The 13716-nt window shown below is 75.3% G+C and carries 17 protein-coding genes; 9 read left to right on the top strand and 8 right to left on the bottom strand.

What is annotated here, in order from left to right:
* Positions 1–2 precede the first annotated feature (2 nt).
* Both KUM42_RS03075 and KUM42_RS03070 read left to right on the top strand, forming a co-directional pair.
* The gene (locus KUM42_RS03075) at positions 3–1295 is read left to right on the top strand and encodes a sugar ABC transporter permease (protein ID WP_237494857.1); all 1293 of its coding nucleotides are present in this window, start codon (positions 3–5) and stop codon (positions 1293–1295) included.
* A gap of 205 nt (positions 1296–1500) precedes the next feature.
* Positions 1501–2343 carry a hypothetical protein gene (locus tag KUM42_RS03070; protein WP_237494856.1) on the top strand — a complete coding sequence of 281 codons (843 nt, stop codon included), beginning with the start codon at positions 1501–1503 and terminating at the stop codon, positions 2341–2343.
* Between the two features lie 107 nt (positions 2344–2450).
* Here KUM42_RS03070 and KUM42_RS03065 read toward each other — a convergent pair whose 3' ends face one another.
* From KUM42_RS03065 to KUM42_RS03055, 3 genes are all read right to left on the bottom strand, one after another.
* The gene (locus KUM42_RS03065; protein ID WP_237494855.1) at positions 2451–3701 is read right to left on the bottom strand and encodes a ribonuclease D; all 1251 of its coding nucleotides are present in this window, start codon (positions 3699–3701) and stop codon (positions 2451–2453) included.
* 20 nt (positions 3702–3721) lie between these two features.
* Positions 3722–4432 carry a response regulator transcription factor gene (locus KUM42_RS03060; RefSeq protein WP_237494854.1) on the bottom strand — a complete coding sequence of 237 codons (711 nt, stop codon included), beginning with the start codon at positions 4430–4432 and terminating at the stop codon, positions 3722–3724.
* A gap of 126 nt (positions 4433–4558) precedes the next feature.
* A complete protein-coding gene (locus tag KUM42_RS03055) occupies positions 4559–5170 on the bottom strand; it encodes a DUF3000 domain-containing protein (protein ID WP_237494853.1) in 612 nt (203 codons plus the stop codon).
* A gap of 135 nt (positions 5171–5305) precedes the next feature.
* Between KUM42_RS03055 and hemE the strand changes: the two genes are divergently transcribed.
* Together hemE and hemG are read left to right on the top strand one after the other, a co-directional pair.
* Positions 5306–6349, top strand: a complete 1044-nt coding sequence (hemE, locus tag KUM42_RS03050; RefSeq protein ID WP_237494852.1) for a uroporphyrinogen decarboxylase — start codon at positions 5306–5308, stop codon at positions 6347–6349.
* Positions 6349–7707, top strand: a complete 1359-nt coding sequence (gene hemG, locus KUM42_RS03045; protein WP_237494851.1) for a protoporphyrinogen oxidase — start codon at positions 6349–6351, stop codon at positions 7705–7707. The genes hemE and hemG overlap by 1 nt, the downstream gene beginning before the upstream one ends.
* A gap of 1 nt (position 7708) precedes the next feature.
* Here hemG and KUM42_RS03040 read toward each other — a convergent pair whose 3' ends face one another.
* Positions 7709–8095, bottom strand: a complete 387-nt coding sequence (locus KUM42_RS03040) for a hypothetical protein (RefSeq protein WP_237494850.1) — start codon at positions 8093–8095, stop codon at positions 7709–7711.
* Positions 8096–8147: 52 nt separating this feature from the next.
* On the opposite strand from KUM42_RS03040, the gene KUM42_RS03035 reads away from it, so the two are divergent.
* Complete coding sequence (locus KUM42_RS03035; RefSeq protein WP_237494849.1) at positions 8148–8633, top strand: GNAT family N-acetyltransferase; 486 nt, start codon at positions 8148–8150, stop codon at positions 8631–8633.
* Between the two features lie 55 nt (positions 8634–8688).
* On the top strand, positions 8689–9405 hold the full coding sequence (gene hemQ / locus KUM42_RS03030; protein ID WP_237494848.1) for a hydrogen peroxide-dependent heme synthase: 717 nt from the start codon (positions 8689–8691) through the stop codon (positions 9403–9405).
* A gap of 61 nt (positions 9406–9466) precedes the next feature.
* Here the strand turns inward: hemQ and msrB are convergent, their stop codons facing one another.
* Positions 9467–9880: a peptide-methionine (R)-S-oxide reductase MsrB gene (gene msrB / locus KUM42_RS03025; RefSeq protein WP_237494847.1), complete on the bottom strand. Its 414-nt coding sequence runs from the start codon at positions 9878–9880 to the stop codon at positions 9467–9469.
* A gap of 196 nt (positions 9881–10076) precedes the next feature.
* Here msrB and KUM42_RS03020 point away from each other — a divergent pair, with 196 nt between their 5' ends.
* Positions 10077–10535: a hypothetical protein gene (locus KUM42_RS03020; RefSeq protein ID WP_237494846.1), complete on the top strand. Its 459-nt coding sequence runs from the start codon at positions 10077–10079 to the stop codon at positions 10533–10535.
* Positions 10536–10617: 82 nt separating this feature from the next.
* On the opposite strand, the gene KUM42_RS03015 is transcribed toward KUM42_RS03020, so the two are convergent.
* From KUM42_RS03015 to KUM42_RS03005, 3 genes are all read right to left on the bottom strand, one after another.
* Positions 10618–10821 carry a cold-shock protein gene (locus KUM42_RS03015; RefSeq protein WP_014741881.1) on the bottom strand — a complete coding sequence of 68 codons (204 nt, stop codon included), beginning with the start codon at positions 10819–10821 and terminating at the stop codon, positions 10618–10620.
* Between the two features lie 148 nt (positions 10822–10969).
* Positions 10970–11383: a hypothetical protein gene (locus KUM42_RS03010; RefSeq protein WP_237494845.1), complete on the bottom strand. Its 414-nt coding sequence runs from the start codon at positions 11381–11383 to the stop codon at positions 10970–10972.
* Between the two features lie 118 nt (positions 11384–11501).
* Positions 11502–12356 carry a LysR family transcriptional regulator gene (locus KUM42_RS03005; RefSeq protein WP_237494844.1) on the bottom strand — a complete coding sequence of 285 codons (855 nt, stop codon included), beginning with the start codon at positions 12354–12356 and terminating at the stop codon, positions 11502–11504.
* A 68-nt stretch (positions 12357–12424) separates the two neighbouring features.
* Between KUM42_RS03005 and KUM42_RS03000 the strand changes: the two genes are divergently transcribed.
* Both KUM42_RS03000 and KUM42_RS02995 read left to right on the top strand, forming a co-directional pair.
* Positions 12425–13366: a DMT family transporter gene (locus KUM42_RS03000; RefSeq protein WP_237494843.1), complete on the top strand. Its 942-nt coding sequence runs from the start codon at positions 12425–12427 to the stop codon at positions 13364–13366.
* Positions 13367–13460: 94 nt separating this feature from the next.
* Positions 13461–13715, top strand: a complete 255-nt coding sequence (locus KUM42_RS02995; RefSeq protein WP_237494842.1) for a hypothetical protein — start codon at positions 13461–13463, stop codon at positions 13713–13715.
* Position 13716 lies beyond the last annotated feature (1 nt).

Below are 13716 nucleotides of genomic sequence, written 5' to 3'. Positions count from 1 at the left end.
GGATGTCCAGCAGTTTCCAACCCGCCGCCGTGGACGTCCCGGAGACCCCGGCGCCCCAGAGCGGCTTCGAGGGCGACGTCGTCGACAACTCCGTCGGCGGCGTCATCCGTGGGTACGTCAACAAGGTGCGCGGTGGCGACCTGGGTGCACTGCCCGCCGTCGCCGGCATCATCGCCCTGACGATCCTGTTCTCCATCCTGCGGCCGGACACGTTCCCGACCCCGCTGAACATCACCAACCTGTTCGTCCAGGCGGTGCCGATCAGCCTGCTGGCGATGGGCCTGGTCTTCATCCTGCTGCTGGGTGAGATCGACCTGTCCGCCGGTGTGGTCAGCGGCGTCTGTGCCGCCGTCATGGCGGCCCTGCTGGCCCGGCACGGCGTGTCCTGGCCGGTGGCCGTGCTCGCGGCGGCCGTCGTCGGCGCCGTGATCGGCCTGGTCACCGGCCTGCTGGTCAGCGTGATCCGGATCCCGTCCTTCGTCGTGACGCTGGCGCTCTTCCTGGGCTACCAGGGCGTCACGCTGAAGATCATCGGGCAGGGCGGTGTCGTCCCGGTCCGCGACGAGAAGATCGTCGGCCTGACGAACAACAGCATGTCGGTCATGTGGGGCTGGATCCTCGCCGTCGTCGTGGTGGTCGTCTTCGCCGCGCTGCAGCTCAACCGCTGGCGGGTGCAGCGCTCCCGGGGCCTGGCGTCCCAGCCGCTGATCGTCGTGGGCGGCCGGATCGTCCTCATCGCGGTCATCGCGCTGGCCGTGACCGCGGTGTTCAACACCAACCGGGCGCTGAACCCGAACCTGATCACCCTGGCCGGCGTGCCCTACGCCGTCCCGCTGGTGGTCGTGCTGCTCCTGCTGCTGACCTTCCTGCTGGGCAAGACCTCCTTCGGGCGGCACGTCTACGCGGTGGGCGGCAACGCGGAGGCCGCGCGCCGGGCCGGCATCAGCGTCACCCGGATCCGGGTGCTGGTGTTCGTGCTGTCCTCGACGCTGGCCGCGATCAGCGGCATCGCCGCGGCCTCCCGGCTCAGCTCGGTGGACCCCGGCGCGGGTGGCGGCAACACGCTGCTCTACGCCGTGGGTGCTGCGGTCATCGGTGGTACCAGCCTCTTCGGTGGTCGCGGTCGCGTCCGGGACGCCGTGCTCGGTGGTCTGGTGATCGCGATCATCGCCAACGGCCTGGGTCTGCTGGGGGTGGCGGCGTACCTGAACTTCATCATCACCGGTGCGGTGCTGCTGCTGGCCGCCAGCGTCGACGCCCTCGCCCGCCGTCGGTCGGCGGCCACGGGGCGCTGACGCACCAGCACACGGCACGCTCCTGACGGGGCGGTCCTCCGGCAACGTCGCCGGGGGGCCGCCCCGTCGTCGTCCGTGCTGGTGCCGTCCGGACGGGCCGGGCGCGGGCCCGACCCCGGGGCGCCGGTGCTGCCGTGTGCCCACCTCTGGATCCGGACGGTCCCGAGCCGCTACGGTGCGGCTCCGGACGGCGGACGGGGCGCGGATGGCACGGCACCGCACGGCACTGCGCACGATCGCGCCCTGGGCCGTGCTGGTCCTGCCGCTGCTCGACGTCGTCCTGGTGGTCAGCGGGGTGCTCCCGCCGGCGGTCGGGGTGGTGGTCGCCGTCGTCGGTGAGGTCCTCCTCGTCCCGGTCGCGTTCACGGAGTGGGCGCTGTTCCGGGAGGGCTGGCGCAGTGCCCGGGCGCAGGGCGGGGACCGCCGGGCCGCGGCGCTCGCCGGGTTCACCGCGGCCGCCCCGGCTCCCGTGGTGCGGGCGGCGCGCGCCGAGGCCGGCACGTGGCGGTCGCTGTGGTGGGCCGTGCGGCGCCGCCGGGCGGTCGCACCGGAGGAGCTGCCGCTGTCCTACACCTCGCGCATCGGGGTGATGCTGTGGGTGACCGTCCTGCTCAGCCCGCTGGAGATCGTCGTGGTCCACCTGCTGCTGCCCTGGGAGCCGGTGCGGCTGGTCGTGCTCGTGGTCAGCGTCGTCTCGCTGGTGTGGCTGCTCGGGTTCACCCTGGCCCTCCAGCAGCGACCGCACGTCCTGGGCGCGGACGTCCTGGTGCTGCGCTTCGGTCACCTGCGGGAGGTCGTCGTCCGGGCCGCCGACATCGCCGACGCCCGGGCCGGCACGACCGTCGACCACCGCCGCGTGCTGGAGCTGGCCGACGGTGCGGTGTCGCTGAGCGTGCTGGGGGAGAGCAGCGTCCGCCTCCGGCTGCACCCGGCGGCGACCGTGCTGGTCGACGGCTGCCCGGTCCCGGCCGGGCAGGTGACCTTCTTCGCCGACGACGCCCGGGGTGCGGTCCGCGAGCTCCGGGCGCGGGCAGCCCCGCTGCGCTGACCCCGGACACGGTGCCGTGCCCGCAGCACCCACCGGACCGACCCGCTGCAGTGCCCCGGGCCGTCGCCCGCAGCCCCGGTGGTCGACCAGGGGACGGCAGGTGACGGTCAGCTCGCGGTGATCGCCTCGGTGAGCAGCTCGCCGGTCAGCTCGACCTGCCACGCCCGGGCGCCGCCGGCCCGCAGCACCTCGGCCACGGTCGCGGCGTCCGCGGGCCGCGGCGGGCTCCACATCAGGCGGCGCACGAGGTCCGGGGACAGCAGGTTCTCCACCGGCACCGCCCACCGCTCGGAGACCTCGGCCAGCCCGGCGCGGGCGGCCTTGAGCCGGGCGGCGGCCGCCGGGTCGCGGTCGGCCCAGCGGTTGACCGGGGGAGGGCCGTCACCGGGGCGGCTGTGCAGCGGCAGCTCGGTCTCCTCCAGCTCCCGGCCGCGGGTCAGCGCGCCGAACCAGGTGGCGACCAGCTTGCGGTTGGCCCGGCCGCGGAACACCGGCAGGTCCAGCAGCGCGCCCTCGGTCTTCGGGTCGGCCTGCACCGCGGACACCATCGCGGCATCGGGCAGCACCCGGCCGGGGGCGATGTCGCGGCGGCGGGCCAGGTCGTCGCGGGCCTGCCACAGTGAACGCAGCATGCCCAGCTGACGGCGGCTGCGCAGCCCGTGCATCCCCGAGGTCTTGCGCCACGGGTCGACCTTCGCCGCCGGCGGGCCCGCGGCCAGGATCGCCTCGAACTCCTGCCGCGCCCACTCGGTCTTGCCCTGCTCGGCGAGGATGCGGGCCAGCTCGTCGCGCAGCTCGACCAGCACCTCGACGTCGAGGGCGGCGTAGACCAGCCAGTCCTCCGGCAGCGGGCGGGTGCTCCAGTCGGCGGCGGAGTGGCCCTTCTGCAGCGAGAGCCCCAGCAGCGACTCGACGACCGCGCCCAGGCCCACGCGGGGCAGGCCGGCCAGCCGGGCGGCGAGCTCGGTGTCGAAGAGCCGGGTCGGGAGCAGGCCGATCTCGGCCAGGCACGGCAGGTCCTGGTTGGCCGCGTGCAGCACCCACTCCTCGTCGGCGATCGCGGTCTGCACGACCGACAGGTCCGGCAGCGGCACCGGGTCGATCAGCCCGGTGCCGGCACCGGCGCGGCGCATCTGCACCAGGTAGGCGCTCTGCCCGTAGCGGTAGCCGGAGGCGCGCTCGGCGTCGACGGCGACCGGGCCGCTGCCCGCGGCCAGCGCGTCGGCGTAGGCGACCAGCGCGGTCGAGGTCTCGATGGTCGGGGTCAGCCCGTCCCGGGGCGCGAGCAGCGGGACCGCGGTGGACTCCGGCTCGGTGGGGGTGTTCGGGTCTGCGGGGCTCTCGCTCGTGGTGTCCACCTCGGTGCTCGGGTCGGTGCTCAGTTGATGACCCCTGAACGGATGCCCAGCGCCACCATGTGCGCCCGGTCGCCGGTGCCCAGCTTGCGCGCGATCCGCGCCAGGTGGCTCTTCACGGTCAGTGCGGACAGGTCCACCTTCTCGCCGATCTCCTTGTTCGTGTACCCGTCGGCCACCAGCCGCAGGATGTCGCGCTCGCGTGCCGACAGCTCGCCGACAGCCTCCTCCACCCCGGTCTGGGTGAGGCCCTGGGCCAGGCTGCTGGCGATGCCCGGGTCGGCGTAGACCTCCCCGGAGAGCGCGGTGCGCAGCCCCTCGGTGAGGGTGGCCAGCGGGCTGCTCTTGAGCAGGTACCCCTGCACCCCGGTCAGGAACGCCGAGCGCACCACCGCCGGGTCGGTCACCGCGGTCAGCACGACGGTCACCGGCCAGCCCTCGGTGCGCAGCGTGGGCAGCAGCTCCAGGCCGCGGCCGGGGTCCCCACCGCGGCCGGCGCTCTCCGGGCCGGCCTCGGGCAGGTCGACCTCCAGGACGCACAGCGCGCGCGGGCCGGACACGTGCGCCCGCACCCGGGCCTCCTCCAGGGAGGCCGCCTCCTCGACGTCGCGGGCGCCCATCGTGCGCAGCCGGCCGGCCAGCGCCTCGCGCAGCAGGGGGGAGGGGTCGACGACGAGGGCGCCGGCGTGCGGGCCGAACAGGACGCCGTCCGACCACAGCCTGCCCAGCGGCACCGGCTCTCCCGTCGTCGGACCGGCCTGACGGGCGGGGTGGTCAGCAGCTGACCGCCCGCCGAGTCGACCGGCGTGTCCGCGCACCCGGCCCAACGGGTGTTGGGCCGAGTGGAGTACGGCGGGAGTCTATGCGCCGCTGTCCGCGGTCTGCGCGCTCGCGCCCAGCAGGTGGATCCCCGCCGGTGGGAGGCCGGCGGCGTTCGTCAGCACCTCCAGGAACGCGGTGAGGTGCCGGTCCAGGTCGGTGCCCTCCGCCGTCCACGACGCGCGGATCTCCACCTCGACCGAGTGCTCCGGCGCGGCGATGGAGCCGAAGCGGGTGGACGCGGTGCGGGTGACGGTCCCGCCGACCGCGTGGTGGGCGGCGCCGGAGGAGAGCAGGGCCTCGGTCAGCCAGCTCCAGGCGACCTCGGAGAACATGCTGTCGTCGACCATCTCGGAGTCGGTGGCGGCCGACACGTAGCCGACGCAGCGGGTGGTGCCCTCCCAGGCCTCGTGCCCCGCGGGGTCGAACAGCACGATGAAGCGGCCGCTGGCCAGCTCCTCGTCGTCGTCGGCCGGGTCGGGGATGCTCACGCCGAGGGCGTGGGAGAACGGCGCGAGCCGCTTGGGCGCCGGGATGGGCTCGACGACGACCTCGGCGCGCGGCCGCACGGTGGCCAGCGCCTCGAGCACGGCCTGGAACTCCGGCGGGGGCAGGGCGGTCCCGTCCTCGGGTCCCGTCCGCTGCTGCACCACGACCGCAGGGTAGGTCGCCCACCACGGGTCGGTCGCGCCCGACGCGCCGCCGGGCCCGGGCCGGTGCACAGCCGACACCCAGGACCGGGCGGTCCCCGGCCCGTCCGCGGGGGCGTCTGGGAGGATCGGCACGTGGTGACAGCTGCAGGACCGGCCGCCGACTCCGACCTCGTGCGCGCCGCCCGCGGTCTGCCCGTCTCGCGCACCCCGGTCTGGTTCATGCGCCAGGCCGGCCGCTCGCTGCCGGAGTACCGCGCGCTCCGCCAGGGGACGGCGATGCTGCAGGCCTGCCAAGACCCCGACCTGGTCACCGAGATCACCATGCAGCCGGTCCGCCGGCACGGGGTGGACGCGGCGATCCTCTTCTCCGACATCGTGCTGCCCCTGGTGGTCGCCGGCGTCGACATCGAGATCAAGGCCGGCGTCGGGCCGGTGATCGCCAGCCCGATCCGCAGCGTCGCCGACGTCGACGCGCTGCCCCCGCTGGAGCCCGACCGGCTGGACTTCCTGTCCACCGCGGTGCGCCGGCTGGTCGCCGAGCTGGGCGCGACGCCGCTGATCGGCTTCGCCGGGGCGCCGTTCACCCTGGCGACCTACCTCATCGAGGGCGGCCCCTCCAAGGAGCACGCCCGCACCAAGGCCTTCATGTACGCCGAGCCCGAGGCCTGGCACCGGCTGCTGGACCACCTGGCCATCTCGGCCGCGGTGTTCCTGCGCGCCCAGGTCGACGCCGGCGCCAGCGCCGTCCAGCTGTTCGACTCCTGGGCCGGGGTGCTCTCGGCCGCCGACTACGCCGAGCGGGTGCTGCCGCACTCGCGCGCGGTGTTCGACGGGCTCGGCGACCGCGACGTCCCGCGCACCCACTTCGGGGTGGGCACCGGCGAGCTGCTGCCGCTGATCGGCGACGCCGGCGCGGACATGGTCGGCGTCGACTGGCGGGTGCCGCTGGATGAGGCCGCCCGCCGGGTGGGCCCGGGCTACTCGCTGCAGGGCAACCTCGACCCGGCGGTCCTGCTGTCGGACCGGGAGACCATCGACCGCGAGGTGCGCCGCATCGTCGAGCAGGGCAGGGCGGCCCGCGGGCACGTGTTCAACCTCGGTCACGGCGTCCTCCCCGAGACCGACCCCGGCGCGCTGACCCACGTCGTGGACCTGGTGCACGAGCTCACCACCGCCTGATGCGCCTCGTCGTGGTGGGCGCCGGCCTCACCGGGCTCACCGCCGCCTTCGAGTGGCGCCGCAGCCACCCGGACGGCGAGGTCGTCGTCCTGGAGGCCGGCGACCGGATCGGCGGCAAGCTGGACCGCGTCGACCTGGCCGGCCTGGCCTACGACACCGGCCCGGAGGCGATGCTGGCCCGGGTGCCCGAGGCCGTGCAGCTGGTCGAGCAGCTGGGCCTGGCACACGAGCTGGTCGCGCCGGCCACCACGCAGGCCTCGATCGTGCTGCCCGACGGGCGCCACCCGCTGCCCGCCGGCACCCTGCAGGGCGTGCCGACGACGGCCGACGGGCTGGCCGGGGTGCTCACCCCCGCCGGCATCGACCGGGTGCGCGCCGAGGTCGACCTGCTCCCGCTGCACCTGGACGGCGACGTCTCCGTCGGCGGGCTGCTGCGCGAACGGCTCGGCGACGAGGTGGTCGACCGGCTGGTCGAGCCGCTGCTCGGCGGGGTCTACGCCGGCCGGCCCGACGACCTGTCCCTCGCCGCCACCATGCCTGCGCTGGCGGCCCAGCTGCCCACGGCCACCACGGTGCTGGGTGCGGCCATCGCCGCCCGGGACGCCGGCGCCCGCAGCCGCGGCGACGTCGACGGCCCGGTCTTCGTCACCGTGCGCGGCGGCATCGGCTCGCTGCCCGCAGCGCTGGTGCAGGCCTCAGGGGCCGACGTGCGGCTGCGCACCCGGGTCACCGCGCTGCGCCGCACCGCGGTCGGCTTCGAGCTCGACGTCGCCGACGGCGGCACGCTCACCGCGTACGCCGTCCTGTTGGCCACTCCGGCCGGCCCGACTGCCGACCTGCTCGCCGACCTGGTGCCGGACGCCGTCGAGCCGCTGCGCGGGATCCCGTACGCCTCGATGGCCGTGGTCGCGATGGCCTTCCCCGGCCAGCCGGTCGCCGCCGGGTCCGGGCTGCTCGTGCCACCGGTGACCGGCCGGCTGGTGAAGGGCGTGACCGTCTCGTCGTCGAAGTGGCCGCACCTGTCCGGCGACGGCCTGCTGCGGGTGCGCTCCTCGGTCGGCCGCTTCGGTGACGACGCCGCCCTGCGGCGCACCGACGACGACCTCACCGCCGCCGTGGTCGCCGACGTGGCCGACCTGCTGGACCTCGAGCGACCGGAGCCGGTGCAGACCCGGCTGGTGCGCTGGGTCGACGGCCTGCCGCAGTACCTGGTCGGGCACCCGCAGCGGGTCGCCGCCATCCGCTCCGCGGTCGCCGCCGTCCCGGGGCTCGCCGTCGCCGGCGCCGCCTACGGCGGGGTCGGCGTCCCGTCCTGCATCCGCGACGCGCGCGCCGCCGTGCAGGCCCTGGCCGCGTAGGTCAGGGACCGCGGCGGCCGAGGACGGGCCGCTCGTCGACGTCGTCGTGGTACCTCACCTCGATGTCGTCCCCGAGCTCCTGCTGCAGCCGGCACGCCAGGGTCAGGCCGCGACGCAGCCAGCCCGCCGCCGCGGGTCCGTCCTCCACCTCCGGGTCGAGGCCGCTGAGTGACCCGTACTCGTCGTTCCACCCGGTCATCGCCGCGATCAGCTCCGCGGACACCCCGAGCGCGCCCGGGTCGACCAGGTAGTCGTCCGGGCCGCGCTGGTCCCGCGGCGAGCGGTTCCACAATGGGCCCCCGCCGTGCTCGGCCATGAGCACGACGACGGTGGGCCGACGGGGCGTGCCGTCGTCCCAGAGCGGTGGACGGCGACGGCGGCGGGGCACCGGCGCAGTGTCCTCGGGCGCGACGGCCCGCCGCGACTGGTTACGGTGCCCCGTGGAGATCAGGCGGTACGTGGAGTCCGACTGGGCGCAGCTGTGGCCGGTCATGGCCGAGGTCGCGCGGGCGCAGGAGACCTACGCCTACGAGCCGGACATGACCGCCGAGCAGGGCCACGCGGCGTGGGTGGCGCCCGAGCCGTGGGAGACGTTCGTCGCCGTCGACGGTGACCGGCTGCTCGGCAGCGCGCGGACCGGCCCGAACCGGCCCGGCCCGGGGTCGCACGTGGCCACGGCCAGCTTCCTGGTCGCCGCCGACGCCCGCGGGCAGGGCGTCGGGACGGCGCTGTGCCGGTACGTGCTCGACCGGGCGCGGGAGCGCGGGTACGCCGGCATGCAGTTCAACGCCGTCGTGGAGACGAACCGGGGTGCCGTCGTCGTCTACGAGCGGCTCGGCTTCGGCATCGTCGGCACGGTACCGGGCGCCTATGAGCACGCGACGGCGGGCCGGGTCGGCCTGCACGTCATGTACTGCCCGCTGTGACCCAGACCCCCTGGCCCGCCGCCCCCCGCCCGCGGGGACGCGCGACAATGGGGGCATGAGCGAGCAGACCGAAGAGCGCAGCATCGGCAAGCGGGCCAACGAGCTGAACGCCCGGATCCGCTACACGATGTGGTCGGTCTTCAAGATGGCGCGCCCCCTCGCCGACGAGCAGCGCCCGGCCGCCGCCGAGGAGGTCGGTGCCCTGTTCGGCGAGCTGGCCGGCAAGGACGTCGTCATCCGCGGGGTCTACGACGTCGCCGGGCTGCGCGCTGACGCCGACGTCATGATCTGGTGGCACGCCGAGGCGCCCGAGGCGCTGCAGGAGGCCTACGGCCGCTTCCGCCGCACCGAGCTCGGCCGCCGGCTGGACCCGGTGTGGTCGCAGATGGCCCTGCACCGCCCGGCCGAGTTCAACCGCAGCCACATCCCGGCCTTCCTGGCCGAGGAGGAGCCGCGCCGCTTCGTCTGCGTCTACCCGTTCGTGCGCTCCTACGAGTGGTACCTGCTGCCCGACGAGGAGCGGCGGGACATGCTCAAGGAGCACGGCATGCAGGCCCGGCCCTACCCCGACGTGCGCGCGAACACGGTCGCCTCGTTCGGCCTGGGCGACTATGAGTGGATGCTCGCCTTCGAGGCCGACGAGCTGTACCGCATCGTCGACCTGATGCGCGACCTGCGGGCCAGCCGGGCCCGCCGGCACGTGCGCGAGGAGGTGCCGTTCTACACCGGCACCCGCAAGGAGATCAGCGAGCTGGTCGCCGACCTCCCCTGAGGCCGTGGACGCCCGTGGCCTGAGGACCCGGCGGGTCCTCAGGCCACGGGCGTTCAGCGGGTCAGGCCTCGGAGAGCCTGATGCTCACCGAGTTGATGCAGTAGCGGTCGCCGGTCGGGGTCTGCGGGGCGTCGGCGAAGACGTGGCCGAGGTGGCTGTGGCAGCTGCCGCAGAGGACCTCGGTGCGCAGCATCCCGTACTGGGTGTCGTCGCGGAGGACGACGTTGTCCGACGCCGAGGGCTCGTAGAACGAGGGCCAGCCGCAGTGGGAGTCGAACTTGGTCTCCGAGCGGAACAGCTCGGCACCGCACGCCCGGCACGAGTACGTGCCGACGGTCTTCGTGTCGACGTACTCACCGGTGTAGGGGCGCTCGGTGCCGGCCTGCCGGAGGACGGCGTACTCCTCCGGCGACAGCTCGGCGCGCCACTGCTCGTCGCTCTTCACGACCTGGGGCTGGTGGGCGGAAGTGGTCATGCCCCCACCGTACGAGCACCCCGCCACCCGCGCCGCCCCGTCCCCAGGGCGGAGGGAGGGCCATCGGCGCAGGTCAGCGCCGGGTCGTCGGCCCGTCGCCGAGGGTGGTCACGTGTGGCCGTCGGCCCGGTGGCGGGGTGCTCGTACCGTGGACACGGCGCCGCGTCCGGTGGTGCCGCCGTCTCCGTGAGGACCCATGACCACCCCGCTGCCCCTGGCCGACACCTGGTTCACCCGCGACCTGCCCGTGCTCCGGGCGATCGCGCGCCTGATCGACGCCCCGCCGCACGGCAGCGCGCCCTACCTCGGCGCCGTCGTGCCGGCCAGCGGCCTGCCCAAGCCGGACGTCGTCGGTGCCGCCAACGCGCTGGTCACCGCCGGCTATGTCGAGGCGCTGACCAACCACGCCGGGGAGATCGTCCGGTTCACCACGATCTCGGGGGAGGCCCGTCGGCTCACCGGGCTCTGGCCCACGCCGCAGACGGAGTGGGAGCGGCTGCTGGAGCAGGCCGAGGCGCGGGCCACCGGCGCGATGTCGGAGCTGGAGCGGGAGCGCTGGCGGGCCTTCGCCGACGCCGCGGCCGCGGTCGGCCCGGACGCCGGGGCCCTGCTGATGTCCGCGCTCATCGGTGGGTACGTGCCGCGGGCCCGCTGAACGCGACAGTGCCCCCGCCCGGTCTCCCGGGCGAGGGCACTGTCGGTGGTTCAGAGGGCTGCATCCGCAGCCCGGTCCAGGATCAGACCGGGTTGACGTTCGCGGCCTGCGGGCCCTTCTGGCCCTGCTCGATGTCGAACGAGATGCGCTGGCCCTCGTCGAGCGAGCGGTAACCGCTGGTCTGGATGGCCGAGTAGTGGACGAAGACGTCCGGGCCGCCACCATCAGGGGTGGCGAAGCCGAACCCCTTCTCGGCGTTGAACCACTTCACTGTTCCTTCGGGCATTGCGCGCTCCTAGCTGAGGCTGATCGTCGGGGTCCTGCCAGTGCGCAGGGCCTTCCCGACGTGGACGACCCTAGCTGCTCGGGGCCCCCAGTGGGTGGTCGGGGCGCGAAAGACTTCAGCGGATCCGGAAATCGCCGGTCCGTCGGGCTCAGAGCAGCCGGCCGGGTGGGCCCATGGGCCGGGAGTAGGCGTTCTCGGCGTAGCGGTCCTCACCGCGGCTGCGGCGGCGCCGCCGGCCGGTCGCGGCGGGGAGGGCCAGCTGGGGGGCCCGAGGCTCCGCCCGCCAGGACGACACACCCAGCGTGCCGGGGTCGGCCCACTCGGCGGTGGCCGCCCGGGCCTCCGCCACCCGCTGCAGCAGCCGGCGGCGGCGCCAGCGGTGACCGAGGACGTCGACCGCCACGAGCACGGCGACCAGGACCACGACGGTGAGGAGGGCGTTGGTGAGCGCGGTCGCGACGTCCAGCGCGGTGATCGCCGGCCAGCTGACCTGCTCCAGCTGGTACCCCACGACCTCGATGACGACGTAGAGCACGCCGTACACCACGATGGCCACCCGCATCGCCCGCACTCCTCCCTCTCCCGGACCCGACGGGTCCTCAACGACACCGGGTGCCCGCGAGGCGAGCCTGGGAGGCGCCTGTGCGGGCCGCGGTCACCCGGGAGGGTGAGCCGCGAGGTCAGCCGCGGCCGTACAGCTCGGTCAGCAGGGCGACCGCGGCCGGTGCCGCGGGGTGCGGGTCGCTGCGCTCCCAGGCCAGCCGGACGGCGATGGGCTCGGCGTCCCGGATCGGCCGGTAGACCACCTCGGGACGGCGGTACTGGGCCGCGGTGCCCTCGGCGGTCACGCCGACGCAGCGCCCGGTGGCGATCGCGGTCAGCCAGTCGTCGACGTCGTTGGTGTGCTCGACCGCCGGGCGGGCGCCCTCCGGCCACATCTGCGGGGTCGTGGTGCCGGTACGGCGGTCGACGAGCAGGGTGCGCCCGGCGATCTCGGCCATCGTCAGCGACCGCCGCCGTGCCCACGGGTCGTCGGCGGCGACCGCGCACAGCCGCCGCTCCAGGCCGACCAGGACGCTGTCGAAGCGCCGGGCGTCGGGTGCGGTGCGCAGCACGGCCAGGTCGCAGGCGCCCTCGGCCAGGCCGGCGGTGGGGGAGTTGGTGCGCACCAGGTGCAGCTCGACCGCCGGGTGCGCGGCGGCCCACCGGCGCTGGAAGTCCCGGGTGTGCCGGCCCATCGCCGACCAGGCGTGCCCGATGCGCAGCCGGGAGGCGCCCCCGGTGGCGTCGGCCACCAGTGCGTCGGCGTCCTCCAGCAGCCGCCGGGCCCGCGGCAGCACCCGGGCCCCGGCCGCCGTGGGCGTCGTCTGCCGGGCCGTGCGGTGCAGCAGCCGCACGCCGAGCTCGGTCTCCAGGGCGGCCAGCGTGCGCGACACCGCCGCCTGCGACAGGCCCAGTGCGATCGCCGCGTCGGTGAACGTGCCGGCGTCGACGACGGCGACCAGGCAGCGCAGGTGACGCAGCTCGACGGCCATGCGTCCAGCGTATGGCCGACGCGTCGATTGCATTGTGCGCATCGCTCGCGGGCGAGCACAGTCCCGGTGTGCGGACTCAGCAGGCGCCGGCGGACGACGTGCAGCAGCTGGCCGAGCGGCCGGTCGGACCGGCGACCCCGGGACCGGGCGGCGCCTGGGTCGGGGTGGTGATGATGGTGGTCAGCGCGCTGTCCAACCAGGTCGGCGCGGCGGTGGGCGCACTGGCCTTCCCGGCGATCGGCGCGGTCGGCGTGGTCGCGGTGCGGCAGTGGGTGGCCGGTGTGGTGCTGGTGACCGTGGCCCGGCCGCGGCCCTGGCGGTTCACAGCGGCGCAGTGGCGGCCGGTGCTGCTGCTGGTCGTCGTCTTCGCCACGATGAACCTCTCCCTCTACAGCGCCGTCGACCGGGTCGGCCTGGGCCTGGCGGTGACGTTGGAGTTCCTCGGCCCGCTGACCCTGGCGCTGCTCGGCGCCCGGGGGCGGGGCCCGCTGCTGTGCGCGCTGGTCGCGGCCGGCGGCGTCGTCGTCCTCACCCGGCCGCAGCCCACCACCGACTACCTGGGCATCGGGCTCGGTCTGGTGGCCGGCGGGTGCTGGGCGGCCTACATCCTGGTCAACCGGCAGATCGGCGCCCGGGTGCCGGGCGGTGCCGGTCCGGCCACGGCGGCCGGCATCTCCGCGCTGGTCTTCCTGCCGGTGGGGGTCGTCGTGCTGGGCCGGCACCCGCTGTCGACGGCCACGGTGGCCTGCGCGGTCACCGCCGGGCTGCTCGCCTCGGCCGTGCCGCTGTTCGTCGACCTCAAGGCGCTGCGCCGGGTGGCCACCGGCGCCTACGGGGTCTTCATGAGCATCAACCCGGTGCTGGCCGCCGTCGTGGGGCTGGTCGTGCTGGGCGAGGGGCTCGGCTGGGACGCCTGGGCGGGGATCGTCGCGATCGTGGTCGCCAACGGGGCCAGCCAGCTGCTCGCGCGGCGGGTCCCGGCGGCGCGCGGGGGCGACACGGGCAGGTGACCGGTCCCGCGGCGCGGGCGTGGTTACCCTCGCCCCGCCGTGCCCGCCGTGCCCGCCGGGCGTCGCGTCCCCCACCTCAGCACCGGAGGTCCGAGTGACCCAGATGTACGCGACGGCGACCGTCGAGCTCGCCGCCGAGCTGGCCGCGGACCTGCCCGCCCAGCCCGGTCCCGACCCCGAGACCGCCGTCCGCGCGCTGCTGGCGATGGCCCACCTGACCCCGGCCGAGGACGAGGTGGCCGGCCTCGTCCAGGGGTTCCGCGCCGCCCGCACGGCGGTGCGGCTGCTCTACGCCGTCCCCGAGGCCCGCTACGACGAGCCCGCCGTGCTGTTCCGCGCCCGCGCCTGAG

Source organism: Modestobacter sp. L9-4 (assembly GCF_019112525.1).
GTDB lineage: Bacteria > Actinomycetota > Actinomycetes > Mycobacteriales > Geodermatophilaceae > Modestobacter.
Note: the sequence above shows the minus strand (reverse complement) of the source record. Positions and strands in the feature narration are given on the sequence as shown.